The organism is Ruegeria sp. BJ5, from assembly GCF_056537865.1.
This window is the reverse complement of the sequence record NZ_JBQFSH010000001.1, coordinates 1,048,772-1,073,788: the sequence shown is the minus strand read 5'-3', so window position 1 is coordinate 1,073,788 and position 25,017 is coordinate 1,048,772. Positions and strand designations below refer to the sequence as shown.

Here is a 25,017-nt window from a genome sequence, read left to right as displayed (position 1 = left end):
CGGAGGGGCGGGAATTGCACTTGGGCGCGGCGCGTGCATGATGCTGGAAAAGCATGTGAGGATTTCATGGCAGCAACGACATTTCTGGAAACGCCGCAGGGGCGGCGGCTGGCCTATCATAAGAGCGAAGGGACAGGGCCCGCGGTCGTTTTTCTGGGTGGCCTCAAGTCGGACATGGAGGGCACCAAGGCGGTGCATCTGGAGGACTGGGCGCGGGCGCGTGGGCAGGCCTACTTGCGGTTCGACTATTCCGGGCACGGGGAAAGCTCCGGCCGGTTCGAGGAAGGGTGCATCGGGGATTGGCATGAAGACACGGTTGCGGCGGTTTCAGCGCTGACCGAAGGGCCGTTGATTGTGGTGGGTTCGTCCATGGGCGGCTGGCAGGCGTTGCTGCTGGCGCGGGCCATGCCCGAGCGGATCGCCGGCATGGTCACCATCGCGGCGGCGCCGGATTTCACCGAGGACGGCTATTGGGCCTCGTTCACAGACGCGCAGAAAGAGGCGTTGGAGACGGTCGGGCACGTTGAACTGCCTTCGGACTACATGGAGCCCTACATCATCACCAAGCGGATGATCGAAGATGGGCGGACGCGGCTGGTATTGCGGTCGCCGTTGAACCTGCCGTTCCCGGTACGGTTTCTGCAAGGCACGGCGGATACGGCGGTTTCGGTCGACACCGCTGTACGGCTGCTCGACCATGCCAGCGGTCCGGACATGCGGTTGTTGCTGGTCAAGGATGCGGATCACCGGTTCTCGGACGGGCCGTGCCTGGGGCTGATCGAGGATGCGGTTCGCGACGTGATGGGGACAAACTGATGCGGCGGCTGGGGCGGTTTCTCGGGCGGGCCTTGCTGGCGTTGGTGGTGGTCGGCGGGCTGATCTACTGGTTCGGCCCGCGCGAAGAAGTGGATCTGCACCCGCGGTTCGATCCGCGCAAGTTCGGCGAGGGGGTTCAGGTCTATTTCGAAAGCATCGAGTCCGCCTATGACGACATCGTACCGGGTGTCGAAAAGCGGGTGATCTGGCAGGACGGGTTCAAGGAACGTCGCGCGCCATATTCGGTGCTCTATGTGCACGGGTTCTCGGCCTCGTCCGAGGAAATCCGCCCGGTGCCCGACAGGATCGCCGAAGCGCTGGGGGCCAATCTTGTCTATACGCGCCTGCAGGGGCACGGGCGCGACGGGTTGGCAATGGCCGAAGGGACGGCCTCGGGCTGGATGCAGGACATGGCCGAAGGTCTGGCCGCCGCCCGCGCGGTGGGCGACACGGTTATCGTGATCTCGACCTCGACCGGGGGAACCCTGGCGGCAGCCGCGGCGCTGGACCCCGAGCTGAGCAAGGACGTGGTCGGGATGGTGTTCATCTCGCCCAATTTCGGGGTGCAGGCGGCCGGATCCTGGATACCATCACTGCCTTGGGCGCGCAGCTGGCTGCCGTTGCTGATGGGGGAAACCCGCGACGTGTCGGGCCCTGATCCGGAAAAGAACCTGTACTGGTCGTCCTCTTATCCGTGGGAGGCGGTGGTTCCGATGTCTGTTCTGGTGGATACCGTCGACGCGCTGGATTTTTCGGGTGCACTGGTGCCGGCTCTGTTCTGGTTCTCGGATGACGATCAGGTGGTTCGGCCCGACCTGACTCACAAAGTTGCAGAAGACTGGGGGGCACCTGCGACCGTTCAGACCGTAACCATGGGGCCGGGTGACGACCCGCAATCGCACGTCATTGCCGGACGGCTGATGTCGCCGGGGCAGACCGATGCGACGGTGGCGGGTATTCTGCAATGGCTGAACGGTTTGGGGGTAGAGTGATGGAGCAACGCGTCAGCCTGATCACGATCGGGGCCGAAGATCCCGAAGCCGCAGCCCGCTTTTACGAGGCGTTGGGCTGGCGCCGCACCGACAGCCCGGACGGGGTGATCGTTTTTGACCTGATCGGCCAGACGCTGGGTCTGTACCCATTGACCGCTCTGGCCGAAGAAATCGGGGTTGGCGTTGAAAACCTGGGGCGCGGCGCGATGACGCTCAGCCACAATTGCCGATCCAAGGAGGGTGTCGCTGAACTGTTGCACGCTGCCGAGGCAGCGGGGGCCGAAATCCTGAAACCAGCCTCAGACGTGTTCTGGGGCGGGCACCATGGGTACTTTCGGGCACCGGATGGCACGATCTGGGAAGTTGCGTTCAACCCGCACTCGGCCCTTGCGCCGGATGGGGCCTTTCGTTGGAACGGGTACTGAATATGCGCAGACCGGGCAGCATGTGGAGCCTCGAGACCCTCGGCCGCGTGCGCCTGTCGCGCCATTTCTTCATGCGCGAATTCCTTTATTCCGAGATCGGGAACTTTCACGAAAAACAGAACCTGCCGGACAACCCGGATCTGGCCATCGAAACCGGCCGTGCATTCTGCGAAACCCTTCTGGACCCGTTGGAGGAAACATTCGGGCGTGTTGCCGTCCGGTCTGGATACCGGTCACCCTCGCTGAACCGGTTTGGAAACGAGAACAAGTTGAACTGCGCGCGCAATGATCATCCCCTTGAATGCCACATCTGGGACCGCGGCACAGGCGAGGCGCGAATTGCCGGAGCCTCGATCGTGATCCCATGGTTTGCCGACCGTTACGCACAAGGCCGGGACTGGCGCGATCTGGCCTGGTGGATGCACGATCATCTGGATTATTCCGAGATCTGGTTCTTTCCCAAACTTTGCGCCTTCAACCTGGTGTGGCGGCCCACCCCGCTGCGCCGGATCGACAGCTACATTGCGCCGCGTGGCAGCCTGCTCCGGGCCGGCGCCGATCCGGATGAGACTCTGAGCGAACGCCGTCGGCGCTATGCGGACTTTCCCGAATTTCGCGTAATCCGCTATCCTTAAAGTTTTTCTTGCCCGTCTGCGCCGAAACTCTCATCCTGATCAACAAAACGGCCGAGCCGATCGGCCAGTACAAGGAGGCCCTGCGTGATCGAGCCGCTGGTCTTGCTGCCAGGATTGATGTGCGATGCTCGGCTGTTTCAGCCGCAGACAACCCGGCTGTCTCAGACCCGGCCGGTGATGGTCGCGCCGATCGGCGGCGGTGATCGGATCGAGGAGATTGCCTCGGCGCTTTTGGACCAGTTGCCGCACCGCTTTGCGTTGGCTGGTCTGAGCATGGGGGGCATTGTCGCGCTGGAACTGGTGCGCCGCGCCCCGGAACGCGTGACCCGCCTTTGCCTCATGGCGACGGATGCGCAGGCCGATACCCCCCAGATCGCAGCCGACCGCGAAGAGCTGATCGTTGCGGCGCAGGCTGGCCGTCTTGAGGATGTCATGCGCAAGGTTCTGGGCTCGGACACTCTGGCCCCCGGACCGCAGCGGATTCCGATATTGAACCACATGCTGGAAATGGCGCTGGAGCTGGGGCCGGACCTGTTCGTGCGCCAAATGCGCGCTCTGCAGCGCCGCCCGGATCAGCAGGGCACCCTGCGGAGGATAAAGGTGCCGACCTTGGTTCTGTGCGGGGCACACGACACTTTGACGCCGGTCAGAAAACACAGTTTCATGGCCGAGCTGATCCCCGGGGCCGCCTTGCATGTGGTGGACATGGCAGGGCATCTTCCAACGCTTGAGGCGCCGGGTGAAACCACGGACGCGCTGTCCGATTGGTTGAACATACCCGTGCGGGCTTTCTAGTCGTACAGCGCCTTGCGTTCTTCAAGGGTGATGACATGCGGAGCCACAACCGGCTTGCCTGTTGCGATGTCGAAGAACGGAGTTTGCTTCCAACGACCGGAAAGGCGCGCCGAAATGACTCTGCGGATCATGCCGAGAACAGCAGGAGCCACATTCTCGTGCTTCCATTTCCCATTCGCCTGCGGAACATGGGCGCGGGTCTTCACCGGCCCCAGAGGGGATGGATCGGAAAACCTGGCGACATCAAAACCAGCAAAGGGGAATTTCATGCTGCTGGTGGTGGTCGCCACAGGCGCGTTGCAGCATTTGGCGTACCATCGAAACAGACCTTTGGGGCCCAGCCGCATCACGGCCAGGTTCTCGGCGCCTTTCGTGATGCGGATATATTCGGGCGACATCTGAAAAATGTCGACCGGCCCGGGTGCGGGGTCAGGTTGGCCAAAATACAGCTGTCCGGCGCGGCAATCTGGGCAGAAACAGACGACATGGGTGCCGCTGGACACCCCCTTGGTCGTGATCTCGCCGATAACCTCGCCGCAGTTGCAGGCGAACGGAAGGGCGGGGGCCGGGTCTGCGGACATCAAGCAACTTTGTTGCTGTTGGCAGCACGGCGGCGCGGTTTGCGGCTGTTTTCGTTCATGAAGTCTATGACCAGCGGGCGGATATTGTCCCGCCAACTGCGTCCGGCGAAGATACCGTAGTGGCCCGCGCCGGGTTCGACATGGCTGGCCTTTTTGCTGTCGGGCAGGCCGGTGCACAAGTCCAGCGCCGCGATACACTGACCAGGGGCCGAGATGTCGTCATTGGCGCCTTCGACCGTCTTGACCGCCACATCGGTGATTTTGCCGATGTCGACTTTGTGGCCAGCCACGATGAACTCATTCCGGGCGATCTCACGGTTCTTGAACACCCGCTCGACCGTCGAGAGGTAGAACTCTGCCGTCATGTCCATCACGGCCAGATATTCATCGTAGAAACGGTTGTGGGCGTCATGATCCGACGCCTCACCCCGCATGACGCGCTGGATCTGGTCGGAGAACGCCTTGCCGTGGCGCTCGGCATTCATCGACATGAAGGATGCCAATTGAAGAAGCCCGGGATAAACCATGCGTCCCACGCCCTTGTACTTGAAGCCCACCCGCTGGATCATCGTTTCCTCAAGCTGGCCCATGGTCACTCGGCGGCCGAAATCGGTGACTTCGGTCGGGGTTGCATCAGGGTCAACCGGGCCACCGATCAGCGTCAGCGTGCTGGGCTGCGCCTTGGGGTCGGTTTCGGCAAGGTACGCCGTCGCCGCGAGGGTCAGTGGCGCGGGCTGGCAGACAGCGACGACATGCGTGTCCGGCCCCAGCTCCTTCATGAAATCGACAAGGTACAGGGTGTAGTCCTCGACATCGAACTTGCCTTCGGACACGGGGATGTCGCGCGCGTTATGCCAATCGGTCACGTAGACTTCGCAATTGACCAGCAGGCTCTTCACGGTCGAGCGCAGCAGGGTGGCGTAGTGTCCGGACATCGGCGCAACCAACAGCACCTTGCGCGGTTGCTCTTTGCGGCCATTCACGCGAAAGTGGACCAGATCGCCAAACGGGCGTTCAAGCACGGAGGTGACATCCACCAGATGATCTTTGCCGTCTTCGCAGGTAAACGTTCGGATACCCCAATCGGGTTTCACGACCATGCGTTGAAACGTGCGTTCGGTTACTTCGCCCCACGCGGCCATCCAGTTGAATGCCGGGTTGGGGATCATGGAAAACTGGGGGTAGGACGCCATCGCGCTTGCGGTTGCACCAAGCCATTGGTTGGTGTTGCGCATGGTTTCCATCAGGTCGTAGGTCATCATGTAACGCACGGGAATGGCCTCCTAAATGTCAGCCTGAGAGTTCGGACCATTCGTCGCTTTGCCCCCCGGTGCCCACGACGATATTCTGCACAGCAGCGAGGTTAGGGGGGATTTGTTAAAATGACAACAAGTGAAGGCCACATGCCCGACTTAAGCGACGAACACGTTGAACGCCTTAAGGAAAATATGCTGAAAGTCGAAGATCTGTCCAAGCGGCTGATCGAGGTGATGGCGTCGAAAAAAGCTCATACTCCCGCGCTGGACGGCCCGAATCAGGAACTTTTTGCAAGAGCAGCAACAGCTTATTGGGCCGAGGCCCTGCAGAATCCGGCCAAGTTGTTGGAACAGCAGCTGGAATACTGGGGCAAGTCCGTCCTGAATTTTGCTGCGGCGCAGCAGGCCCTGCTGGCCGGCGAAGGCGAAGCGGACGAGGCTCCGAGCAAGGATAAACGCTTCTCGAACCCGCTTTGGGATACGAACCCATATTTCCGTCTCGTCCGCCAGCAATACTTGACCAATGCCGAAGCCATCGCGAACGCGGTGGAGTCGGTCGAGGACTTGGACGCCAAGGACAAGCGGCGGCTGAAATACTTCTCGCAGCAGATTGTCGACATGATGTCGCCAACGAATTTCCTGCCGACCAACCCCGACGCTCTGCAGAAGGCGATCGAAACCGATGGCCAGTCGCTGATCCAAGGGCTGGAGAATCTTGTTGCCGATCTCGAAGCGAATGATGGCGAGTTGATCGTCAAGCTGGCGGATGAAAACGCGTTCAAGGTGGGCGGCAACCTGGCCACAACGCCCGGCGAAGTCGTCTATCGAAATCGAATGATGGAACTGATCCAGTACAGTCCTGCGACCGAGACGGTGTATGAAACCCCCGTCGTTCTGTTCCCGCCTTGGATCAACAAGTTCTACATTCTGGATCTGAAGGCACAGAACAGTCTGATCAAGTGGATCACCGATCAGGGCTATACCTTGTTCGTCGTCAGCTGGGTCAATCCGGATGACAGCTATGCCGAAACGGGAATGGAAGACTACGTTCAGGACGGATTCCTGGCGGCGGTCGAAGAGGCCAAGAAGATCTGCAAGGTCAAACAGGTCAATACGGTCGGGTATTGTATTGCCGGCACGACCTTGAGCCTCACTCTGTCTCTTTTGAAACAGCGCGGTGACAAGTCAATCAAATCCGCCACGTTCTTCACGGCGCTGACCGATTTTTCGGATCAGGGCGAGTTTACCCCGTTCCTGCAGAATGATTTCATCGACGGGATCGAGGAAGAGGTGAACAAGGAAGGTGTGCTGCGGTCATGGATCATGGCGCGCACGATGTCGTTCCTTCGGTCTCGCGACCTGGTCTATGGACCGGCGATCCGCAGCTACATGCTGGGCGAGACGCCACCCGCCTTTGACCTGTTGTACTGGAATGGGGACGGCGCGAACCTGCCCGCGAAAATGGCTGTGCAGTATTTACGTGGCTTGTGTCAGCGCAACGAGTTCGCCTCGGACGGGTTCGAATTGATGGGCCACAAGCTGCATGTCCGCGACGTGGATGTGCCGTTGATGGCGATCACCTGCGAGACGGACCATATCGCCGCTTGGAAAGACTGCTATCGCGGCGTGCAGAAAATGGGGTCGCGCAGCAAAACCTTCATCGTTTCGGAATCGGGACATATTGCAGGCATCGTCAATCCGCCCAGCAAAAAGAAATACGGTCACTATACCAACCCCGATCTCAAGGCAGATGCCGATACCTGGATGAAAGAGGCAAGCTTCCACGAAGGCTCGTGGTGGCCACGCTGGGAGGCTTGGTTGAAGAAGCGGTCTGGCAAGCAGGTTCCGGCACGCGAACCGGGTGATTCGAGCCACCCACCGTTGGCTCCGGCGCCGGGAACCTATGTAGTTGCCAAACCAAAGCCTTGATTTCACATTGAAACTAAAAAATTCTGCGACGCAGCAAAAAAACCTTGAAATGCTGCGGCGCAGCAATCATATTGTCCTCAAGCTGATGAAACCCGGGGTGGGCCCGGACCGGCTGAAAGGATTAGGACAATGGCAAAGACCCAAGACTTTACCGCGATCATGAAAGACATGATGGGCGCGTTCCCGGTGGACACCTCCGCCGTTGAAAATGCATTCAAATCGACCGCTTCGCTGAACGAAAAGCTGTCGGGTGTTGCTCTGGAAGCTGCCGAGAAATCGGCTGAAATCTCGAACAAATGGACCAAGGAAACTTTGGCCAAGCTGAGCGAGATGTCGAAAGCCAAAGCAGAGCCGGCCGACTACGCCAAAGCAGCAACCGATTTCGCCAGCGCTTCGGCTGAAGTTGCTGCCGAGAACCTGGCTGCTTTCGCTGAAATCGCCAAGAAAGTTCAGTCGGAAACTGTCGAGCTGCTGATGGCTGCTGGCAAAGAAGCTGCGGAAGAAACCACCGCGGCCGTCAAGAAAGCCACCAACGAAGTGACCGCTGCTGCCAAGAAAGCAACGGCTGCCAAGTAAGCAAGATCCGCGAAACGCACCCATCCCTCCCAAATTGGTGCAATCGCTAAGGGCAGGTCCATTGACCTGCCCTTTCTTTTTGTTCTGCAGTCGCATAACCTCTGCTGCAACGCATCATCCTTGGGGAGGGTAAACGGTGTCGGACAAAGATAAACCTCTGCTGATCAAGCGGTATGCCAGCCGTCGGCTGTATAACACCGAGACCAGCGACTACGTCACGCTTGAGGACATCGCTGGGTTCATCCGCGACGGACGCGAGGTTCAGATCATCGACCTGAAAACCGGGGATGACCTGACACGACAGTATCTGCTTCAAATCATTGCCGAACATGAAAGCCGGGGCGAAAACGTCCTGCCTGTGAACGTGCTGAATGACTTGGTGCGCAGCTACATGGTGCCGGGCGGGGGCATGATGCCTCAATTCCTGCAATCCAGCTTTGAGATGCTGCGCGAAAGCCAGGCCAAGATGATGGAAAACATGAATGCGATGAACCCCATGAGCAGCATGCCCGGGTTCGAAGCAATGCAGGCGCAGCAGCAGGCGTTCCTGAAGGCCATGACAGGCGGGCTGTCGGGTAATTGGTCCGGGCCGGACAAGGACGAAGAAGGCAAGTCCGAGTCCAAAGAAGACTTGGACGACATCAAGAAACAACTGGCCGAGTTGCAGCAGAAGCTTTCCAAGCTCAGCTGATACCAGACAGGCCCGGACAACCCGGGCCTTTTCTTTCTGGTGTTGGGGTCAGGTACCGAAGGCCACTTCGGGCGCGGTAACCTCGCCGACCGAGGCCAGGATGATGTCGGCGATTACATCCAGTTCCGCGCGGGTCAGGCGCACCGGCAGGCGCACGTCACAGGCCGACATCAGCATTGCGCGCGTTCGAGGCAGCTCGACCTGCTCTGGCAGAAACTGCCAGTTCCAGAAGGCGCGGGCGTTGTCCTCGCTCAGACCAAAGACCTGCACCTTGACGCCACGGCCCTCGGAGGCGGCGGCAAATGCCTTGATCTGGTCTTTGTTTAGATCGACCAGGTTGAACTGGATCGAATCCGGCGCACGTCGTTCCGGTGTCAGCGGGTCGGGTACGTGGATGTGCGGTGAGCTGTTCAGGCGCTGCGCGACATAATCGTGGTTGGCCAGCCCGTCCCGCACCCGCCGCGCCAGTTCGGGCAGTTGGGGGCGGATCACCGCAGCGCTGAGGTTGCTCATACGCAGATTGTAAAGCGGCAGCTTGTTCTGCCATCGCGCAAAAGCTTGCTCCAGATCAGGTGTATTCTGGCCGTGCGGGCCTTTGTGTTTCTTCCAGTTGTGCTCGTAGGCGCCCGACATGATCACGGCGCGGGCGACCAGGTCGGCGTCGTCGGTTACAAGGATGCCCCCTTCACCGGCGTTGATCATCTTGTAGGACTGGAACGAGAAACAGCCCACCTTGCCGATGGTGCCGATGTTGCGGCCGTGCCAGGTGGTGCCCAGCGAATGGGCCGCGTCCTCGATCACCGGGATGTCGTGCGCGTCGCACAGCGCCATGATCGCATCCATGTCCGAGGTATGGCCGCGCATGTGGCTGATGATCACCGCCTGAACGCCGTCGAGCTTGGTCGCGAAATCGTCAATGTCGATGCGGTAATTGTCGCCCACCTCACACAGGACCGGAACGCATTCGGCATGCACCACCGACGAAGGCACCGCCGCAAAAGTAAAGCCCGGGATCAGCACCCGCGCGTCCCGCGGCAGCCCCAGCGCCTTGAGCGACAGGAACAGAGCCGCCGAACAGGACGACACCGCCAGAGCGTATTTGCTGCCCAGCAACTCGGCGAACTCTGCCTCAAGCAAAGCAACCGGCGCGTCCTGCGGCGCGGTATAGCGGAACAGGTCCCCGGATTGCATCAGGGACTCGATCGCGTCTTTGGCGGCGGTAGGGATGGGTTCGGCGTCATGGACGTTGGGTGGCAGCGTCAATTTTGATAATCCCAAATTCTATTTTTGGAAAAGATAAAATGAAAAGCTGAGCAAACCAAGTCTTCATTCGCCTGTTGGGCGAAATTTCACCGAACTGTCACAAGTCTCGGGTCAAAGGCCCAGCCGATCACGCATGGCATACCATGTCATTGCCAACACCAGCAGAGGGTTGCGCAGGGCTGAGCCTCCAGGAAAGGGCAGAGTGGGCACGCGGGCCATCGTGTCGAACCCTTCGGCCTGACCCTGGATGGCCAGCGCCATCAACTGTCCGGCATGGGTTGCAGTGCCGACCCCATGCCCGGAATAGCCCGAGGCCGACAGGATGTTCGGCGCCAGGCGTGTCAGGTAGGGCATTCGCCGCATGGTGATGGCCAGCGTGCCGCCCCAGGCATAGTCGATCCGCACGTCGCGCAGATGCGGAAAGATCTCGGTCATCGGTTTGCGGACCTTGGTGGCGATGTCGGACGGAAAACGATAGCCATAGCTCTCGCCACCGCCGAACAACAGCCGCCCATCGGCGCTGAGGCGGAAATAGTTCACCACGAATTTCGTGTCGGCAACCGCCACGTCCTGCGTCAGAACCTTTGCGGCCTCGGCGCCCAGCGGCTCGGTCGCGGCGATGAAATTGTTGATCGGCATGACCCGCGCCGCGACCTTGCGGTTCAGGTTGCCCAGATAGCCATTGCAGGCCAGAACCAGATGGTCGGCCGTGACCGAACCCTGTTCGGTGCGAACGGTGACGCGCGGGCCTTCTTCGATGCCCAGTACTTCGGTGTTTTCGTGCAGCGTCAGACCGGCGGCCAAGGCGGCCTCGGCCAGACCCAGCGCATAGTTCAACGGGTGCAGATGGGCCGCGCCCCTGTCCAGATAGCCGCCCGCATAGGCCGGCGAGGGACAAAGCGCGCGCGCGGCTTCGGCATCCAGAAGCTCGATCTGGTCATAGCCATAGACGGATTTCAGGTGCTTGGCGTGGGCGTGCAATTCGGCGCGTTCGCCGTCGCTGAAGCCCAGCGTGGCGATGCCCGGTTTCAAGTCGCAATCGATGCCGTGGCGTTCGATCAGCGATTTGACCAGCGTCTTTGCGTCTTCGGCCAGATCCCACAGCTTGGCCGCGTCGTCGCGCCCGACCAGCTTTTCCAGGTCCTCCTGATCCATGCGCTGGGCGCTGCCCAGTTGCCCGCCGTTGCGCCCCGAGGCGCCGAAACCCACGCGATGCGCTTCAAGCAGGACCACCCTGAAACCGGCCTCGGCCAGGTGCAGCGCGGTCGAAAGGCCCGTATACCCTCCACCCACGACACAAACGTCGGCAGTGACATCGCCGCGCAGCGGCTCGGTCGGGGTTCGCGGGTGCGCGGTGGCGGCATACCAGCTGGGCGGGTAGGTGCCGCGTTTGTCATTGCTGTACAGCAGGTTCATGGCGCACATGGCTCAGACGTTCAGCAGCAGGTGTTCACGCTCCCACGGCGAAATCACCTGCAGGAACTCCTCGTACTCGGCGCGTTTTACGATGCTGTAGACCCGTGCGAACTCGGGGCCCAGAACCTGATGCAAGGCTTCGGCCTCGTCGAACAGATCCAGCGCGTTGCCCATGACCTGCGGGATGTCGCCGTCACCTTCGTAAGCGTCGCCATAGAACTGACGGCGCGGGCGGTCCTGATTGACCAGACCAAGATAGCCACAGGCCAGCGACACGGCGATGCCCAGATAGGGGTTGCAATCCATCCCGGCGATGCGGTTTTCCACCCGGCGGCTGTCGGGACCCGACAGCGGCACACGTATCCCCGTGGTGCGATTGTCGCGCGCCCATTCCAGGTTGATCGGGGCGGCATGGTCCTTGACGTAGCGCCGGTACGAGTTGACGTAGGGCGCCATCACCGCCAGCCCGGCGGGCAGGTGCAGCTGCAGACCGGCGATGAAGTTGTAGAACGCGTCCGTCTCGCCGCCCTGAGGCCCCGAGAACAGGTTCTTGCCCGTCTCCATGTCGATGATCGAGTGATGGATGTGCATGGCCGATCCCGGCTCGTCCTCGATCGGTTTGGCCATGAAGGTGGCAAAGCAGTTGTGACGCAACGCGGCCTCGCGGATCAGGCGTTTGAAATAAAACACCTCGTCGGCCAGCTTGACCGGGTCGCCATGGCGCAGGTTGATCTCAAGCTGACCGGCGCCGCCCTCCTGGGTGATGCCGTCGATCTCGAACCCTTGTGCCTCGGCGAAATCATAGATGTCGTCGATCACGGGGCCGAATTCATCCACGGCGGTCATGGAATAGGCCTGCCGCGCGGCAGCCGGACGGCCCGAGCGGCCCATCATCGGCTCGATCCCCTTGGCCGGGTCCACGTTGCGGGCAACCAGAAAGAACTCCATCTCGGGCGCGACAACTGGTTTCCACCCTTTGTCCTTGTACAGCTGGACCACGCGTTTCAGCACGTTGCGCGGGCTGAACGGAATCGGATCGCCGTCGCGGTCATAGGCGTCATGGATCACCTGAAGGGTCCAGTCACCGGTCCACGGTGCCGCCGAGGCCGTGCTGAAATCGGGCTTGAGGATCATGTCGCGTTCGATGAACCCATCCTCACCCGCGGCCTCACCCCAGTCACCAGTGATGGTTTGGTAGAAAATGCTGTCGGGTAGATGGAAATAGGCCTGCTTGGCGAATTTCGATGCCGGAACCGCCTTGCCGCGGGCAATCCCCGGCAGGTCCGAGATGATGCACTCGACCTCGTCCAGCCGGTGCCCGTCGATGTAATCCCGTGCTGCTTGTGGAAGTTGGTCTGTCCAGTCGGCCATCAGGCCCTCTCTTTCTTCAGGAACTCTGCCATGAAACGCCCGATATTGGCGTTGTCATCCGGAGCGTTCCATCGGGTTTTTGCGTCGTCCATCAGGGCGTCGGGCACCACGCCTTTACCGCGTGTCTCCATGAGGCCCTGAATGAAATCGTTGGAGTATTCGGGATGTGCCTGAACCGTCCAGATCGTGTCCCCGTAGGCAACCATAGCGTTCTTGCAGAACGCGTTGCTACCCAATAGCTGGGCGCCGTCGGGCAAGGCCGTCACCTGATCCTGGTGCCATGCGTTCAACGAAACCTTGCGCCCGTCATAGTCATACTCGGTGCGTCCGATCGCCCAACCCTTGTCGAACTTTTCAACCTTGCCGCCCAGCGCCTGAGCGATGATCTGATGGCCAAAGCAGACCCCGATCAACGGTTTCCGTGCCGCTTGGATCTCGCGGATCAATTGCTCGAGCTTGGGGATCCACGGATGATCTTCGTAGGCGCCATGACGCGAGCCGGTAATCACCCATCCATCGCAGTCGCTTGCGCTGTCGGGGAACACATCATCCACCACCGCATAGGTCACGAACTCGAAATCGTTGCCGTCCAGAAGCTGTTGAAACATCAGGTCGTAGTCGCCGAACGATCGTTCCAGCGGTTCGGGCGCGTGGCCGGTCTGCAGTATGCCGATTTTCATGAGTCACCAAATTTGATCAAATTCAATCTACCCGAGTCTCGATCCACGGGCAAGAGGATCATACGGACTCCAGATAGCTCAACCAGTGACTGTCGGGGTCCATGTCGGCAAAGCGTGCGGATTCCTGCCTTTTGGTCATCACCATGTTTCGGATCAGATCCCCGGAGAAGATGCGCGCGATGATCGGGTCCGTCTCGAATGCCGAAATGGCCGAATCCCAGTCCCCTGCCAATTGCGGAAGCCCTTCGATCTCGTAGGCATTTCCCGTGATCGGGGGCGGGGGTTGAAGGCCGTCCTCGATGCCGATCAGAGCCGCGCCCAGAACCGCGGCCAGCATCAGATAGGGGTTGATGTCGCCGCCGGCCACGCGGTGCTCGATCCGGCGGGCGGCGGGCGCACCGCCCGGAATGCGGATCGCGGCGGTCCGGTTCTCATAGGCCCAAGCCGCGCCTGTGGGAGCATGGGCTCCGGGCACGAGCCGCGTGTACGAATTGCCATGCGGAGCAAAGATCAGCGTGCTGCCTGGCATGGCGGCCAGACAGCCGGCGACGGCAGAGCGCAGGATTTCGGTCCCTTCACGCCCGCCATTGTCAAAGACGTTGCGACCCTGGTCATCCAGCACCGAGAAGTGAACATGCATTCCGTTCCCCGCATCATCGGCATAGGGTTTGGCCATGAAGGTCGCGGTAAAGCCGTGCTTGCGGGCCAGCCCACGGGTCAATGCCTTGAAAAGCCACGTATCATCGGCGCAGCGCATGGCATCCTGATGGTTCAGGTTGATCTCGAACTGGCCGATGCCGCTTTCGGAAATTGCCGTCTGGGCGGGAATCCCCATTTCGGCGCACCCGTCATAAAGCTCGGTGAAGAAGGCGTCGAAGGCGTCCATTTCGGCCATCGACAGCACCGCCTCGCCGCGTAGCCGACGGCCGGTGACCGGATTGTGCGGGGGCTTTGGTTGCACATCCGAGGAGTCAAGCAGCGTGAACTCCAACTCGGTCGCGGCAACAACTTTCCATCCGCGCTGGGCATAGCGCGACAGGACTGCGGCCAGCGCGTGGCGGGGGTCGCTGGCAAAGGGGGTGCCGTGATCGTCGTACAGGCACATCGGCACCAGCGCCGTGGGTGTGGTCAGCCAGGGCATCGGCACCGGGCCGCGCTCGGTCGGGCGCAGTACGCCATCGGCGTCGCCGGTTTCGAACACCAGCGGGCTGCCCTCGATATCGGCGCCCCACAGATCGACGTTCAGCGCGGAAAACGGCATGCGCACCGCGCCGCTGTCCAGCTTGTCGGCGTAAGATGGGGGCACGCGTTTGCCGCGCATCTGGCCGTTCAGGTCACAGGCGGCGACGCGAAAAGTGTGCAGGGCGGCAAGGTCCATCTGGGGCTCCGTCGGTATGTTGCGGCAAACCTAGTCGAGCTTTTGGATGTTGTCACGATATTTGATCAAATTATTCCGGTGGCGATCTCGTGCGCGGCAGAAAAACGAAACATCAGGACTTGTACACATTCCAGCACCTGCATTGCAGGGTTTGCACAACTTCGACTGGCCGGCTCGGATCAGTACTCGGATGCGTATTTGGGGGAATCGCGAGGGCTGGGTTACGCTGTGATCCGCAGTCAGGAATTTTTTCACAGGAAAGGAATATTCGGATGTCGGAAAGAGATGTTTACGTCGAAAAAGCCAAGGCCATGCTGGACCAGTGGAACGCCGAAATCGACAAGACCAAGGCCAAGATCGACGAGGCCGCGGCGGACAGTAAAATCCAGTACCAAAAGCAGTTGGAAGAAATGCGGGCGCAGCGGGACAAGGCCGAGGCCGAATTGAAGGAAATGCGCAAGGCCAGTGACGCGGCCTGGGCCGATATGAAAGCCGGGTTCGACAAGGCGTGGGACAACATGTCCGAGGCTTTTGACGCCGCGATGGCGCGCTTTAAGTGAAACGACAGTTAAAGGGCTTGGCGCCTCAGCGCGCCAGGTTCAGGCGGAACCGCATCTTGGCCTTGCGCGCCACCGGCAGGTGCCGGTTCAGCCGCTTGTTGATCAGGCCGAATACGCCCACGATCACCAGTGTCAGCAGGATGAAGTAGAACGCCAGGATCGGGTAGGGGACGAACGGGTTGAACGTCTTGTCGGCGAAATAGCTGGCATAGTACAGCGCGTCCCCGCGTTGTTGCCAGGCCGGGAAGGCCGAGAAGAAGACCAGCGTGGTGGCATGGAACAGGAAAATCGCCTCGTTCGTGTAGGCGGGCCAGGCCAACCGCAGCATGGTGGGCCACACGATCCGGCGGAAGCGGGACCAGCCGGACATGCCGTAGGCATCGGCGGCCTCGATATCTCCCTTGGGGATCGACCGCAGCGCGCCATAGAAGATCTCGCCCGAATAGGCGGCGGTGTTCAGGAACAGCACGATCAGCGCCCCCAGCCAAGCCGAGGTGAAGGCGTCGAACATCGGGTAGGTCTTCTTGAGCGACAGGAACAGGAAGTACGCAAAGAAGAACTGGATGAACAGTGGTGAGCCGCGGAAGATGAAGATGAACCACTCGGACGGTTTGCGCAGCCACTTGCGGCTGGACGCCTTGCCCAGGGCCACGGCCGTGGCTATGAAGAACCCGGTGGCCAGCGCCATCACGCCGAAATAGATGTTCCAGATCATCCCCGAACCGATCAGGGTGAACTGTTCGCACAGGGTGAAATCGCTGCGCGGCAGCAGGCGCTCACCAAACCCGATCGAACGAAGGCCGTAATCCTGGATGGTCTGCAGGCAGCTCATGCGGTGGTCTCCTTGCGCAGCAGCTCTCCGCCCGATGTGGCCTGGCCATGCGACAGGCGGCGCATCAGCCGTTCGAGGCCGATCTCGGAAACGCGGGTCATGCCAAGGTAGAAAACCAGCAGGAACAGGAAGTACCACATGCGCCAGTCGCCATGCGGATAGGCGGTGAATTTCGAGGTCTTGGTGCCGCCCAACTCGCGCGCCCAATAGACGATGTCTTCGACCCCCAGCAGGAACAGCAGGGGCGTGGCCTTGATCAGCACCATCCACAGGTTCGACAGGCCCGGCAGGGCATAGACCCACATCTGCGGCACGAGAATACGCCAGAAGGTCTGGCGGCGGGTCATGCCATAGGCCTCGGCGGTTTCAAGCTGCGCCAGCGGCACGGCGCGCATACCGCCGAACAGCACGTTGGCGGCGAAGGCGCCGAATACGATCGAAAAGGTGATGACGGCCAAGAAAAAGCCGTAGGTTTCGTGCACCCATTCCGGTGCGGTGCCCAGCGGCAGCTTGGCGGCGGGGCAGACGAGGAAGTCGTTGCCCTGGCGGATCGGATCGGTCCAGTCGGGACACAGCACCTGATGCCGCATCCACTCGAACCCCTGGTCCAGGGCGATCACGAAGAACAGGAAAAACGCAATGTCGGGCACACCGCGCACGATGGCGATATAGGCCTTGCCCAGCCAGCCCAGCGGCGGGATATGCGATCGCGCCGCCATCGCCCCCGCAAAGCCGAAGGCCAACGCCACCGGGGCCGTCACCGCCAGCAAGGCCAGAACCTTGATGAACGACAGGTAGAACGACCAGTGCACGCCGTTGGTCAGATAGCATGAAAACCAGCGGAACGTGCCGAGCGTGTCGGGATCAGCGCAGTAGGAAAACATGGGGCGTCTTTCGAACGTCTGGCCCGGCGCGGGCCGGGGTGGGTTCGGCGCGCGTGGCGCCGAACCGCAGGACCGGATGCTTAGTTGGTGACGACCGAGCCGTCAGGTGCGTAGGTGGCGGTGTCTTCACCAAACCACTTTTTCAGCATCTCGTTCAGGGTGCCGTCCTCTTTCATCGAGGTGATGGCGGCATCGAACTTGCCGCGCAGTTCGGCATCGCTTTCGCGCAGGCCCATGCCGACGCCACCGCCCAGCGGGACCGGATCGCCGACAAAGACCAGTTCGCCATTCGATTCCTCGACCAGCGGCACCAGGTAGTCGCGGTCGGCCAGAACGGCATCAGCCTCACCGTTGCGCACGGCGGCGATGGTTTCCTCGGGCGTTGCGAATTCAACCAGAGTTGCGCCCGACTCGGCCACGTGGCCGGCTTGGATGGTGGCGGTCTGTGCGGCGACGACGCCGCCGGTAACGTCAGCATCAGCCGAGGTGGCCACATAGGCCGAAGCGGTCGGCGGGTAGTAGTCCTGAGTGAAGTCGATGACCTCATCACGCTCGGCCGTGATCGACATGCCCGCGATGATGGTGTCGTAGTTGCCCGAGACCAGGTTCGGAATGATCGAATCCCAGTCGTTCTTGACCCATTCGCATTCCAGCTGGGCGCGTTTGCACAGCTCGTCGCCGACCTCACGCTCGAAGCCGTCGATCTCGCCGGCGTCGTTGATGAAGTTGTACGGAGGATAGGCGCCCTCGGTGCCCATGCGGACCGTGTCGGCCATGGCCATACCAGCGCCAAGCGCCAGCGCTGCAGTGGTCAGAATCAGGTTTTTCATTGGTAACTCCCCTGTTTGGTTCTGTCCTGATTTTACGCCGCCTTTGTGGCGGAGAGAAAGCCCCGAAGCCTTTCGGATTCGGCAGCAGTGAAAATATCTTCGGGCGAGCCTTCTTCTTCAATCAGGCCCTGGTGCAGAAACACCACGTGGCTTGAGATGTCGGCCGCCATCTGCATGTCGTGCGTGACGATGATCATGGTGCGGCCTTCGGCGGCCAGATCCTTGATCACCTTGATCACTTCCTGTTCCAGCTCGGGATCGAGCGCCGAGGTCGGCTCGTCGAACAGCAGCGCCTCGGGCTCCATGCACAGGCCCCGCGCGATCGCGGCGCGCTGTTGCTGGCCGCCCGACAACTGTGCCGGATAGGCGTCGCATTTGTCGCCGATGCCAACCTTGTCCAGGTATTTGCGGGCGCTGTCCTCGACCTCGTGCCGGTCACGGCCCAGCACGGTAATCGGGGCCTCCATCACGTTCTGCAAGATGGTCATGTGGGCCCAAAGGTTGAACTGCTGAAACACCATCGACAGGTTGGTACGGATGCGCAGCACCTGCTTTGGATCGGCGGGGCGGCGGTGATCGCGAGTTCCGGTCCAGCGCACCGGCTCGCCCTTGAACAAGATTTCGCCCTCCTGGCTGTCTTCCAGCAGGTTGCAGCAGCGCAGCAGGGTGGATTTGCCCGACCCGGATGATCCGATCAGCGACACCACGTCGCCGCGATGGGCGGTGATGTCCACTCCTTTGAGGACTTCGAGATTGCCAAAGCTTTTGTGCAGGTTCTTGATCTCGATGACGGGAGTGCTGTCAGTCACGGGTCGTCCTGGAGTTGTTGAGTGCGTTGATGCGGTACTAGGGCCGAAAAACAAGAGCAATGCAATGCGCAAATGACAAGTTCAAGTCCTGAAACCTCCGATTCGGCCACGGTCAGTGGTCAAATTGGTCAGCTTTCGGGCAGCAACGCCGCAGGCGATGGCGGGTTGGGAACGGCCAGGTAGAGATCGGCGGCAATGTCGATCAACCCGCGGATGTGCAGCGCTGCGCGATCAGCCTGGGAAAGGTCTGAGATCGCGGCGCGAACCGCGGCGGCGACCGGGGACGGATCGCGCGCGATCGCAGTGATGTAGGGCAACGCCGGGGTGGGGCGCGTGCTTTCCACCGGGCGCAGGCGCTGGCCCAGATCGTTATGCTCTTGCAGCAGCACCCATGTAAGTGCGTCCAACGATGCGAAATCGGCGTGGCCGTCGGCCACCGCATGCGCCGACAGAGCGTGTCCGCCGGTTTCCAGCAGGCGTAACGGCGTAAGGCCCAGTTCGGACAGATGCGTGACCGGCGCGGCCCAGCCCGATTGGGACAGCGCCTCGTTATAGGCAAAAATGCCCAGTGCCAGTTCAGGCAGATCGCGCGCGTCATCGGCGCGGGCCACGAAAACCGAGCAGTAGTGTCCCGGCGGACAGCCCGGCAAGTCATAATCTGGAGTGCCAACCAGGTGCACCTTGCCGTGCAGGCGCGTGCGATAAGGCATACCGCAGGTCTGGGCAAAAACCAGGCTCGGATCCTGCCAGATGTCCCAGAAATCACGATCGCGGGTCAAATGGTTCGGACCTTCGCCCAAATGTGCGCGAATCAAACTCCAAAAGCGATCGTTGGCAGGTTGCAAAGCGGGCAAGTCGTACATGCCCAGCATCGCCGTCACGATTTGGCGACCTTCTGCCGGGCTAGGGCTGAATCCACGTCGCTGACGCCCAGAAGGCTGACGACCAGTCGCAGCAGCGAGTCCTCGTCCTGCGAGCGCTGACCGTCGGCCAGCGCCACCGACCACAGCGCCTGAACCACGCCAAGGCGATGGTCGTACGGCACCGCATCCTTGATAGCCCGGGTAAAGCGGACGGTATCAGGGGCCTCGGCCTCGAGGTCTTCGGCCTGGGCACGCAGCCCTGCGGCCTCGAACGGCGAAAGGCCATAGCGCTCGGCCAGAACCTTGTCGATGCGCGACATCTCGGTATCGGCATAGTCATCATCGGACCGGGCAAGGCGAACCAGCAGGGCGGCCAAGGCCAGCCGGGCGTCGTCATCGGTCAGTGGGTCGGGCTGCGGCTGGGTCAGCCGGGACAGAAAGGCGTTGAACATGGCCTAGATATAGCGGCCACTCAGTCCGCGTCCAAGCGGCTTTGCACCCGTTCGCGCGCGGCCTGGCTGTCATTGTAGCTGAGGCCCATGGCGATACGCGCTTCTTCGACAATCTTGATCTCGCCCTCGTCCGAATTCCCGTCGGCCAGCACAACCTCCCAAAGGGCCTCCATCGCGGCCAGACGTTCGTGCAAATCCGTCGTTTCGCGGATCAGTTTGCCGAAGGTATCCGTGTGGGGGGCTGCGGCGTGCAGCTTCTCGCAGGTGGCGCGGACCTTGGCGGCCTCGATCGCGTTGTGCTGATAGAGCCGTGCCAGGATGCGGTCGATCAGGCTGATTTCCTCGATCTTGTAGTCGCGGTCGGCCTGCGCAACACGTACCAGCAAGGCGCCAAGCGCCAGTTCCGCATCAGGGTCCGGCAGCGTGGTCTGCTGAGGAGGGCGCAAAGCTTGCAGGAAATTCTTTAGCAGTGGCATTGGGGAATCCGTATTTCTGTCACTGTGTCCGTGCTAGGCGTCATACCCTTCGATGATCACCAGATCACCGGATGAAACTGGATCGCGCAAGGCTTTTGCCTTTTGGTACAGGTCGCTTTCATAGCAGGCCAGGGCGGCCTCGTAGCTGGGAAATTCGACAACGACGGTTCGCGCCCGCGCTGCGCCTTCCCGCACCTGACGATCTCCACCGCGGACCAGAAAACGGGCACCGTATTCGGCAAACGCCTCGCCATTGGCAGCGATGTAGGTCTTGTAGGTCTCCATGTCGTCTACATCGACATGGGCCACCCAATATCCTTTGCTCACGCGGTCTGCTCCTTTTGTCCGTTCCGGCTCAAACTGAACCGGAACGCTTTGCAAAGCAAGGCCAAGCCGAACAGTCCGCTTCAGACCAGACGCGACGTGTCCTTGGCCGCGCGCACGAAGTCGCGGAACAACGGGTGCGGATCGAAAGGTTTGGATTTCAGTTCCGGGTGGTACTGCACACCGATGAACCACGGGTGGTCTGACCATTCGACGATCTCGGGCAGGCGTCCATCGGGTGACATCCCCGAGAAGTTCAAACCGGCTTTCTCAAGTTGTTCGCGATACTTGGTGTCCACCTCATAGCGGTGGCGGTGCCGTTCTTCGATCTGGGTGCTGCCATAGACCTCGGCCACTTTCGAGCCTTCGGTCAGAACCGCGTTGTAGGCACCCAGACGCATGGTGCCGCCCTTGTCATCACCAACCTTGCGTTCGATCTTGGCGTTGCCCTGAACCCACTCCTTGAGGTGATAGACCACCGGTTCAAAGCGTTTTTTGCCGGCCTCGTGGTCGAATTCCTCTGATCCCGCTCCGGAAATGCCGGCCACGTTGCGCGCGGCTTCGATCACTGCCATCTGCATGCCCAGACAGATGCCCAGATACGGCACCTTGTGTTCGCGGGCATATTGCGCAGCCTTGATCTTGCCTTCGGTGCCGCGCTCGCCAAAACCGCCGGGAACGAGGATGGCGTGGAACCCTTCCAGATGCGGGCCGGGGTCTTCGGTGTCGAAAATCTCGGCATCGACCCACTCAACTTTGACCCTGACGCGGTTGGCCATTCCACCATGGGTCAGCGCCTCGGCGATGGACTTATAGGCGTCTTCCAACTGGGTGTACTTTCCGACGATTGCGACCTTCACTTCGCCTTCGGCGTTGTGGATTCGGTCGCTGACGTCTTCCCACTTCGACAGGTCGGGCTTGGGCGCCGGGCTGATCTGGAATGCGTCGAGCACAGCCTGATCCAGACCTTCGCGGTGATAGGCCAGCGGCGCGTCGTAAATGGTCGACAGATCCTGCGCGGCGATTACCGCGTCGGGGCGCACGTTGCAGAACAGAGCCAGCTTTTCGCGCTCTTTCTGCGGGATCGGTCCTTCGGAACGGCAGACCAGGATGTCGGGTGCCAGGCCGATCGAGCGCAGTTCCTTGACCGAGTGCTGGGTGGGCTTGGTCTTCAGCTCGCCAGAGGCCTTGATGTAAGGCAACAGGGTCAGGTGCATGAAAATGCACTGTCCGCGCGGCTTGTCCTGGCTGAACTGGCGAATGGCTTCAAAGAAGGGCAGGCCTTCGATGTCGCCCACGGTGCCGCCGATCTCGCACAGCATGAAATCGACCTCATCCTCGCCGATGGCGATGAAGTCCTTGATCTCGTTGGTTACGTGCGGGATCACCTGAATGGTCTTGCCCAGATAGTCGCCGCGGCGTTCCTTTTCCAGAACGTTTGAATAGATCCGCCCCGAACTGACCGAGTCGGTCTTTCGTGCGGCAACACCCGTGAAGCGTTCGTAGTGACCCAGGTCCAGGTCGGTCTCGGCCCCGTCGTCGGTGACGAAAACTTCACCATGTTCGAACGGCGACATCGTGCCGGGATCGACATTCAGGTAGGGATCCAGCTTGCGCAGCCGAACCGAGTATCCCCGAGCCTGCAGAAGCGAACCCAGAGCAGCGGACGCCAGCCCTTTGCCCAAGGATGAAACAACACCACCAGTGATGAAAATAAATCGTGCCATGTTTCTTCGGCTGCCCCCGTGAGACGTCAACATCAACTGCCCGGCGGTTCGAAAAAACCGCAGCATCACGGGACTTCACGTATAAAGGATTCGCGCAAAAAGCGCAAGAGAACCGCAAGATGCTGTTGTGGTTCTCTTTCAGATTTCTAGGTTTTGTGGATCAGTCGGCCTGTGGGATCAGCGGCGCGTTGTCGCCCTGCGCCGGCGGCAGCAGGTCCTCGGCCGAGGGAACAGCAGGTGTGCTCTCTTCGGTCGCGTCCTGAGCCGGAACGCCAAGTCGGTCGATGACCGAGCTTCCAGCCGATTTTTCCGCGGCAAGAATCGTCAGGGTGATCGAGGTGACGATGAAGCAGGCTGCAAGGATCCAGGTCACCTTTGCCAGTGCCGTCGTTGCCGAACGTCCTGCAATGGCGCCACCACCGCCGCCACCCATGCCCAGGCCACCGCCTTCGGACCGCTGCAGCAGAACAACGGCGATCAGGCCCAAAGCCAAAAGAAGGTGGATGATGAGAACGACGTTTTCCATGGTGTTCCTGTGCGGCGTGGCGTGTATCGCCGGGTACTTAAGCAAGTTTGAGGCCGGGGGCAAGCCACGAGTTGCCATCACCGCAGGGGATTGTGCCGAACAGGTCAAATGGGGCTGGACACCCGGCGGTGCCTGGCTCAGGCTGCGGCCATGCCACATGACGACCACGACCACCCGCACGCGTTGCTGCCCCCGGACCCCGCTTTGCGCGTCAAAGCGCTTGAGACGATCCTGACCCGCAAGGGTTTGATCGATCCGGCCGCTCTGAACGAGATCATCGACACCTATCAGAACCGGATCGGTCCGCAGAACGGTGCGAAGGTTGTCGCCAAAGCTTGGTCTGACCCGGAGTTCAAACGCGCCCTGCTGGACGATGCCACGCCTGTGCTCTCTGAGATGGGGTTTTATGGCCGGCAGGGCGAACATATGGTCGTGGTCGAGAATACTCCCCAGACGCACAACATGGTCGTTTGCACCTTGTGCAGCTGTTACCCATGGCCGCTGTTGGGCATCCCCCCGGGCTGGTACAAATCTGACGCATACCGCGCCCGTGCCGTGCGCGAGCCGCGCCGCGTCCTGGCTGAGTTCGGAGTTGAACTGCCCAAAGGAACCGCAGTTCGTGTCTGGGATTCGACCGCCGAAATACGGTATCTGGTTTTGCCCATGCGCCCGGAAGGCACTGACGATCTGAGCGAAGGGGACCTCGCCGCGCTGGTCACGCGCGACAGTATGATCGGTACGGGTTTGCCGAAGGTGCCAGCATGACCCGTGTCCACGACATGGGCGGGCGGTTCGGCGACGGGCCGGTGCGTCCCGAGCCTGAAGACGCGCCGGTTTTTGCCGAAGACTGGCACGCGCGGGCCCTTGCCGTGACACTGGCTGCGGGCGCGTTGGGCCAATGGAACATCGACACGTCGCGCCATGCGCGGGAAAGGCTGTCCCCCAAGGACTATGCCCGGTTCAGCTATTACGAGAAATGGATTTCCGCCCTGGCCGACCTTTTGGTCGAGGCCGGAGTTCTGCGGATCGAGGATCTGCGCGGGCAGGGCGTTGACGAGCCACATCCGCTTGCTCCGCGAAAGCTTCCGGCAGATGCGGTGGCCAGAGTTCTGGCCAAAGGCGGACCGGCCGATCGCCCGTCGAATACCCCTGTCGCTTTTGAGGTCGGCCAGACCGTTCGCACGCTGCGCCCTTCTGCCAATCGTCTTGTTGATGGGGGACACACGCGGCTGCCCGCTTACGGCGCGGGCGCGACCGGACGAATTTTGCGGTTTCACGGCACACATGTCTTGCCGGACGCCAGCGCGCATGGCCTGGGTGAAGCGCCCGAGCCGCTTTATGCCGTTGCTTTTCCCGCGTCGGAACTGTGGGTCGATCCCGAACACCCGGATGACGAGGTGATTCTGGATCTCTGGCAAAGCTATCTGGAACCCGCATGAGCATCTGTCCCGATCACAATGCCCCAAGTCCAGTTTTTGAGAACCCCTGGCACGCTCAGGTGTTTGCGGTGACGGTGGCGTTGAACGAAGCCGGTCGGATTTCCTGGACCGATTGGGCCGCCCGGTTCTCCGAGACTTTGCGGCGCCACGGGCTGAACCGCGAGCTGGACGGGGGCGATGACTATTTCATGGCCTGGCTCGAAACGCTCGAGTCGGTTTTGGCAGAGCAGGAAACGGCATTGCCCGAAGAAGTCCACGAAATGCGCGCAGCTTGGGAGGAGGCGTATCTGAAGACGCCTCACGGAATGCCGGTACGCCTGTAGCGCAAGTTGGCTTTCAAGGTGCTGCCCGTTCCGGGGGGTATCCCGGCATCTTTTAAGCCAAATGAACAGCGGCGCGGACTCCGTCCGGTGGCCATGATCCCCGACAACAGCATTGCGCGTCGGCGCGATTGGTGGCTGCGGCGAATTACCGGTTTCCCTGTTGCCTGC

Annotated in this window: 29 protein-coding genes; 12 read left to right on the top strand and 17 right to left on the bottom strand. The window is 61.0% G+C overall.

The features are described from left to right. The first annotated feature begins 66 nt into the window (after window positions 1–66). From ACR0NY_RS05370 to ACR0NY_RS05350, 5 genes are all read left to right on the top strand, one after another. Window positions 67–816 carry an alpha/beta hydrolase gene (locus ACR0NY_RS05370; RefSeq protein ID WP_170337817.1) on the top strand — a complete coding sequence of 250 codons (750 nt, stop codon included), beginning with the start codon at window positions 67–69 and terminating at the stop codon, window positions 814–816. Next, a complete protein-coding gene (locus tag ACR0NY_RS05365; protein ID WP_170337819.1) occupies window positions 816–1,808 on the top strand; it encodes an alpha/beta hydrolase in 993 nt (330 codons plus the stop codon). Before ACR0NY_RS05370 ends, ACR0NY_RS05365 begins: the two co-directional genes overlap by 1 nt. After that, window positions 1,808–2,233: a VOC family protein gene (locus ACR0NY_RS05360; RefSeq protein ID WP_170368730.1), complete on the top strand. Its 426-nt coding sequence runs from the start codon at window positions 1,808–1,810 to the stop codon at window positions 2,231–2,233. The genes ACR0NY_RS05365 and ACR0NY_RS05360 overlap by 1 nt, the downstream gene beginning before the upstream one ends. Window positions 2,234–2,253: 20 nt before the next feature. Next, on the top strand, window positions 2,254–2,868 hold the full coding sequence (locus tag ACR0NY_RS05355; protein ID WP_170368925.1) for a hypothetical protein: 615 nt from the start codon (window positions 2,254–2,256) through the stop codon (window positions 2,866–2,868). A gap of 84 nt (window positions 2,869–2,952) precedes the next feature. Next, entirely contained in the window at window positions 2,953–3,663 is a 711-nt protein-coding gene (locus ACR0NY_RS05350) for an alpha/beta fold hydrolase (RefSeq protein ID WP_170337822.1), read from the top strand. Here the strand turns inward: ACR0NY_RS05350 and ACR0NY_RS05345 are convergent. After that, on the bottom strand, window positions 3,660–4,244 hold the full coding sequence (locus ACR0NY_RS05345; RefSeq protein WP_170368729.1) for a DUF6151 family protein: 585 nt from the start codon (window positions 4,242–4,244) through the stop codon (window positions 3,660–3,662). The two genes, ACR0NY_RS05350 and ACR0NY_RS05345, sit on opposite strands and share 4 nt — an antisense overlap. Continuing rightward, complete coding sequence (phaZ, locus tag ACR0NY_RS05340) at window positions 4,244–5,515, bottom strand: polyhydroxyalkanoate depolymerase (protein ID WP_170337826.1); 1,272 nt, start codon at window positions 5,513–5,515, stop codon at window positions 4,244–4,246. The genes ACR0NY_RS05345 and phaZ overlap by 1 nt, the downstream gene beginning before the upstream one ends. 111 nt (window positions 5,516–5,626) lie before the next feature. Here phaZ and ACR0NY_RS05335 point away from each other — a divergent pair, with 111 nt between their 5' ends. The 3 genes from ACR0NY_RS05335 (at window position 5,627) to phaR (ending at window position 8,696) form a co-directional block, all read left to right on the top strand. Next, on the top strand, window positions 5,627–7,429 hold the full coding sequence (locus ACR0NY_RS05335; RefSeq protein ID WP_170368728.1) for a PHA/PHB synthase family protein: 1,803 nt from the start codon (window positions 5,627–5,629) through the stop codon (window positions 7,427–7,429). Window positions 7,430–7,558: 129 nt separating this feature from the next. Beyond that, window positions 7,559–8,005, top strand: coding sequence for a phasin, PhaP (locus ACR0NY_RS05330; protein ID WP_170338288.1), 447 nt, complete (start codon window positions 7,559–7,561; stop codon window positions 8,003–8,005). A gap of 136 nt (window positions 8,006–8,141) precedes the next feature. Further along, window positions 8,142–8,696, top strand: coding sequence for a polyhydroxyalkanoate synthesis repressor PhaR (phaR, locus tag ACR0NY_RS05325; protein WP_170363106.1), 555 nt, complete (start codon window positions 8,142–8,144; stop codon window positions 8,694–8,696). Window positions 8,697–8,744: 48 nt separating this feature from the next. Here phaR and ACR0NY_RS05320 read toward each other — a convergent pair whose 3' ends face one another. From ACR0NY_RS05320 to ACR0NY_RS05300, 5 genes are all read right to left on the bottom strand, one after another. Further along, a complete protein-coding gene (locus ACR0NY_RS05320) occupies window positions 8,745–9,959 on the bottom strand; it encodes a DegT/DnrJ/EryC1/StrS family aminotransferase (protein WP_170368727.1) in 1,215 nt (404 codons plus the stop codon). A 111-nt stretch (window positions 9,960–10,070) separates the two neighbouring features. After that, complete coding sequence (locus ACR0NY_RS05315) at window positions 10,071–11,375, bottom strand: NAD(P)/FAD-dependent oxidoreductase (protein WP_170368726.1); 1,305 nt, start codon at window positions 11,373–11,375, stop codon at window positions 10,071–10,073. A 12-nt stretch (window positions 11,376–11,387) separates the two neighbouring features. Next, window positions 11,388–12,746: a glutamine synthetase family protein gene (locus tag ACR0NY_RS05310; protein ID WP_170368725.1), complete on the bottom strand. Its 1,359-nt coding sequence runs from the start codon at window positions 12,744–12,746 to the stop codon at window positions 11,388–11,390. Beyond that, window positions 12,746–13,426, bottom strand: a complete 681-nt coding sequence (locus ACR0NY_RS05305; protein WP_170337836.1) for a type 1 glutamine amidotransferase — start codon at window positions 13,424–13,426, stop codon at window positions 12,746–12,748. The genes ACR0NY_RS05310 and ACR0NY_RS05305 overlap by 1 nt, the downstream gene beginning before the upstream one ends. A gap of 58 nt (window positions 13,427–13,484) precedes the next feature. Then, the gene (locus tag ACR0NY_RS05300; RefSeq protein ID WP_170368724.1) at window positions 13,485–14,804 is read right to left on the bottom strand and encodes a glutamine synthetase family protein; all 1,320 of its coding nucleotides are present in this window, start codon (window positions 14,802–14,804) and stop codon (window positions 13,485–13,487) included. A gap of 272 nt (window positions 14,805–15,076) precedes the next feature. Here ACR0NY_RS05300 and ACR0NY_RS05295 point away from each other — a divergent pair, with 272 nt between their 5' ends. Next, window positions 15,077–15,364 carry a sll1863 family stress response protein gene (locus ACR0NY_RS05295; RefSeq protein WP_170337839.1) on the top strand — a complete coding sequence of 96 codons (288 nt, stop codon included), beginning with the start codon at window positions 15,077–15,079 and terminating at the stop codon, window positions 15,362–15,364. 25 nt (window positions 15,365–15,389) lie between these two features. Here ACR0NY_RS05295 and ACR0NY_RS05290 read toward each other — a convergent pair whose 3' ends face one another. The 10 genes from ACR0NY_RS05290 to secG all read right to left on the bottom strand — a co-directional run bounded on the left by ACR0NY_RS05290 (window position 15,390) and on the right by secG (window position 23,087). Continuing rightward, entirely contained in the window at window positions 15,390–16,196 is an 807-nt protein-coding gene (locus tag ACR0NY_RS05290) for an ABC transporter permease (protein ID WP_170368723.1), read from the bottom strand. After that, the gene (locus ACR0NY_RS05285; RefSeq protein ID WP_170368722.1) at window positions 16,193–17,080 is read right to left on the bottom strand and encodes an ABC transporter permease; all 888 of its coding nucleotides are present in this window, start codon (window positions 17,078–17,080) and stop codon (window positions 16,193–16,195) included. Before ACR0NY_RS05285 ends, ACR0NY_RS05290 begins: the two co-directional genes overlap by 4 nt. 80 nt (window positions 17,081–17,160) lie before the next feature. Next, window positions 17,161–17,910 (bottom strand): transporter substrate-binding domain-containing protein, encoded by a 750-nt coding sequence (locus tag ACR0NY_RS05280; protein WP_093962541.1) that lies wholly within the window; start codon window positions 17,908–17,910, stop codon window positions 17,161–17,163. Between the two features lie 32 nt (window positions 17,911–17,942). Next, the gene (locus ACR0NY_RS05275; RefSeq protein ID WP_093962540.1) at window positions 17,943–18,719 is read right to left on the bottom strand and encodes an ABC transporter ATP-binding protein; all 777 of its coding nucleotides are present in this window, start codon (window positions 18,717–18,719) and stop codon (window positions 17,943–17,945) included. A gap of 128 nt (window positions 18,720–18,847) precedes the next feature. Beyond that, window positions 18,848–19,591: a phosphate/phosphite/phosphonate ABC transporter substrate-binding protein gene (locus tag ACR0NY_RS05270; protein ID WP_170368924.1), complete on the bottom strand. Its 744-nt coding sequence runs from the start codon at window positions 19,589–19,591 to the stop codon at window positions 18,848–18,850. A 5-nt stretch (window positions 19,592–19,596) separates the two neighbouring features. Continuing rightward, window positions 19,597–20,034, bottom strand: a complete 438-nt coding sequence (locus tag ACR0NY_RS05265; protein ID WP_170368721.1) for a tellurite resistance TerB family protein — start codon at window positions 20,032–20,034, stop codon at window positions 19,597–19,599. A 20-nt stretch (window positions 20,035–20,054) separates the two neighbouring features. Next, window positions 20,055–20,504 (bottom strand): tellurite resistance TerB family protein, encoded by a 450-nt coding sequence (locus ACR0NY_RS05260; RefSeq protein WP_170368923.1) that lies wholly within the window; start codon window positions 20,502–20,504, stop codon window positions 20,055–20,057. 39 nt (window positions 20,505–20,543) lie between these two features. Further along, complete coding sequence (locus tag ACR0NY_RS05255; RefSeq protein WP_170368720.1) at window positions 20,544–20,837, bottom strand: DUF1330 domain-containing protein; 294 nt, start codon at window positions 20,835–20,837, stop codon at window positions 20,544–20,546. A gap of 80 nt (window positions 20,838–20,917) precedes the next feature. After that, window positions 20,918–22,561: a CTP synthase gene (locus ACR0NY_RS05250; RefSeq protein WP_093963011.1), complete on the bottom strand. Its 1,644-nt coding sequence runs from the start codon at window positions 22,559–22,561 to the stop codon at window positions 20,918–20,920. Between the two features lie 160 nt (window positions 22,562–22,721). Then, window positions 22,722–23,087: a preprotein translocase subunit SecG gene (gene secG, locus ACR0NY_RS05245; RefSeq protein ID WP_093962537.1), complete on the bottom strand. Its 366-nt coding sequence runs from the start codon at window positions 23,085–23,087 to the stop codon at window positions 22,722–22,724. 150 nt (window positions 23,088–23,237) lie between these two features. Between secG and nthA the strand changes: the two genes are divergently transcribed. Genes nthA through ACR0NY_RS05230 form a run of 3 tightly spaced genes read left to right on the top strand, consistent with a single transcriptional unit; the run spans window position 23,238 to window position 24,849 of the window. Continuing rightward, the gene (nthA, locus tag ACR0NY_RS05240; protein ID WP_170368719.1) at window positions 23,238–23,852 is read left to right on the top strand and encodes a nitrile hydratase subunit alpha; all 615 of its coding nucleotides are present in this window, start codon (window positions 23,238–23,240) and stop codon (window positions 23,850–23,852) included. Next, entirely contained in the window at window positions 23,849–24,526 is a 678-nt protein-coding gene (gene nthB / locus ACR0NY_RS05235; protein WP_170368718.1) for a nitrile hydratase subunit beta, read from the top strand. Before nthA ends, nthB begins: the two co-directional genes overlap by 4 nt. Beyond that, complete coding sequence (locus tag ACR0NY_RS05230; protein WP_170363116.1) at window positions 24,523–24,849, top strand: nitrile hydratase accessory protein; 327 nt, start codon at window positions 24,523–24,525, stop codon at window positions 24,847–24,849. The genes nthB and ACR0NY_RS05230 overlap by 4 nt, the downstream gene beginning before the upstream one ends. Window positions 24,850–25,017: the final 168 nt, after the last annotated feature.

Coding starts and splice junctions, on each gene's coding strand:
- secG (WP_093962537.1), bottom strand. CDS start 23,087: ATGGAAAACGTCGTTCTCATCATCCACCTTCTTTTGGCTTTGGGCCTG.
- ACR0NY_RS05280 (WP_093962541.1), bottom strand. CDS start 17,910: ATGAAAAACCTGATTCTGACCACTGCAGCGCTGGCGCTTGGCGCTGGT.
- ACR0NY_RS05355 (WP_170368925.1), top strand. CDS start 2,254: ATGTGGAGCCTCGAGACCCTCGGCCGCGTGCGCCTGTCGCGCCATTTC.
- ACR0NY_RS05370 (WP_170337817.1), top strand. CDS start 67: ATGGCAGCAACGACATTTCTGGAAACGCCGCAGGGGCGGCGGCTGGCC.
- ACR0NY_RS05330 (WP_170338288.1), top strand. CDS start 7,559: ATGGCAAAGACCCAAGACTTTACCGCGATCATGAAAGACATGATGGGC.
- ACR0NY_RS05265 (WP_170368721.1), bottom strand. CDS start 20,034: ATGTTCAACGCCTTTCTGTCCCGGCTGACCCAGCCGCAGCCCGACCCA.
- ACR0NY_RS05360 (WP_170368730.1), top strand. CDS start 1,808: ATGGAGCAACGCGTCAGCCTGATCACGATCGGGGCCGAAGATCCCGAA.
- ACR0NY_RS05310 (WP_170368725.1), bottom strand. CDS start 12,746: ATGGCCGACTGGACAGACCAACTTCCACAAGCAGCACGGGATTACATC.
- ACR0NY_RS05365 (WP_170337819.1), top strand. CDS start 816: ATGCGGCGGCTGGGGCGGTTTCTCGGGCGGGCCTTGCTGGCGTTGGTG.
- ACR0NY_RS05300 (WP_170368724.1), bottom strand. CDS start 14,804: ATGGACCTTGCCGCCCTGCACACTTTTCGCGTCGCCGCCTGTGACCTG.
- ACR0NY_RS05345 (WP_170368729.1), bottom strand. CDS start 4,244: ATGTCCGCAGACCCGGCCCCCGCCCTTCCGTTCGCCTGCAACTGCGGC.
- ACR0NY_RS05285 (WP_170368722.1), bottom strand. CDS start 17,080: ATGTTTTCCTACTGCGCTGATCCCGACACGCTCGGCACGTTCCGCTGG.
- nthB (WP_170368718.1), top strand. CDS start 23,849: ATGACCCGTGTCCACGACATGGGCGGGCGGTTCGGCGACGGGCCGGTG.
- ACR0NY_RS05315 (WP_170368726.1), bottom strand. CDS start 11,375: ATGAACCTGCTGTACAGCAATGACAAACGCGGCACCTACCCGCCCAGC.
- ACR0NY_RS05250 (WP_093963011.1), bottom strand. CDS start 22,561: ATGGCACGATTTATTTTCATCACTGGTGGTGTTGTTTCATCCTTGGGC.
- nthA (WP_170368719.1), top strand. CDS start 23,238: ATGCCACATGACGACCACGACCACCCGCACGCGTTGCTGCCCCCGGAC.
- ACR0NY_RS05270 (WP_170368924.1), bottom strand. CDS start 19,591: ATGCTGGGCATGTACGACTTGCCCGCTTTGCAACCTGCCAACGATCGC.
- ACR0NY_RS05290 (WP_170368723.1), bottom strand. CDS start 16,196: ATGAGCTGCCTGCAGACCATCCAGGATTACGGCCTTCGTTCGATCGGG.
- ACR0NY_RS05230 (WP_170363116.1), top strand. CDS start 24,523: ATGAGCATCTGTCCCGATCACAATGCCCCAAGTCCAGTTTTTGAGAAC.
- ACR0NY_RS05305 (WP_170337836.1), bottom strand. CDS start 13,426: ATGAAAATCGGCATACTGCAGACCGGCCACGCGCCCGAACCGCTGGAA.
- ACR0NY_RS05335 (WP_170368728.1), top strand. CDS start 5,627: ATGACAACAAGTGAAGGCCACATGCCCGACTTAAGCGACGAACACGTT.
- ACR0NY_RS05295 (WP_170337839.1), top strand. CDS start 15,077: ATGTCGGAAAGAGATGTTTACGTCGAAAAAGCCAAGGCCATGCTGGAC.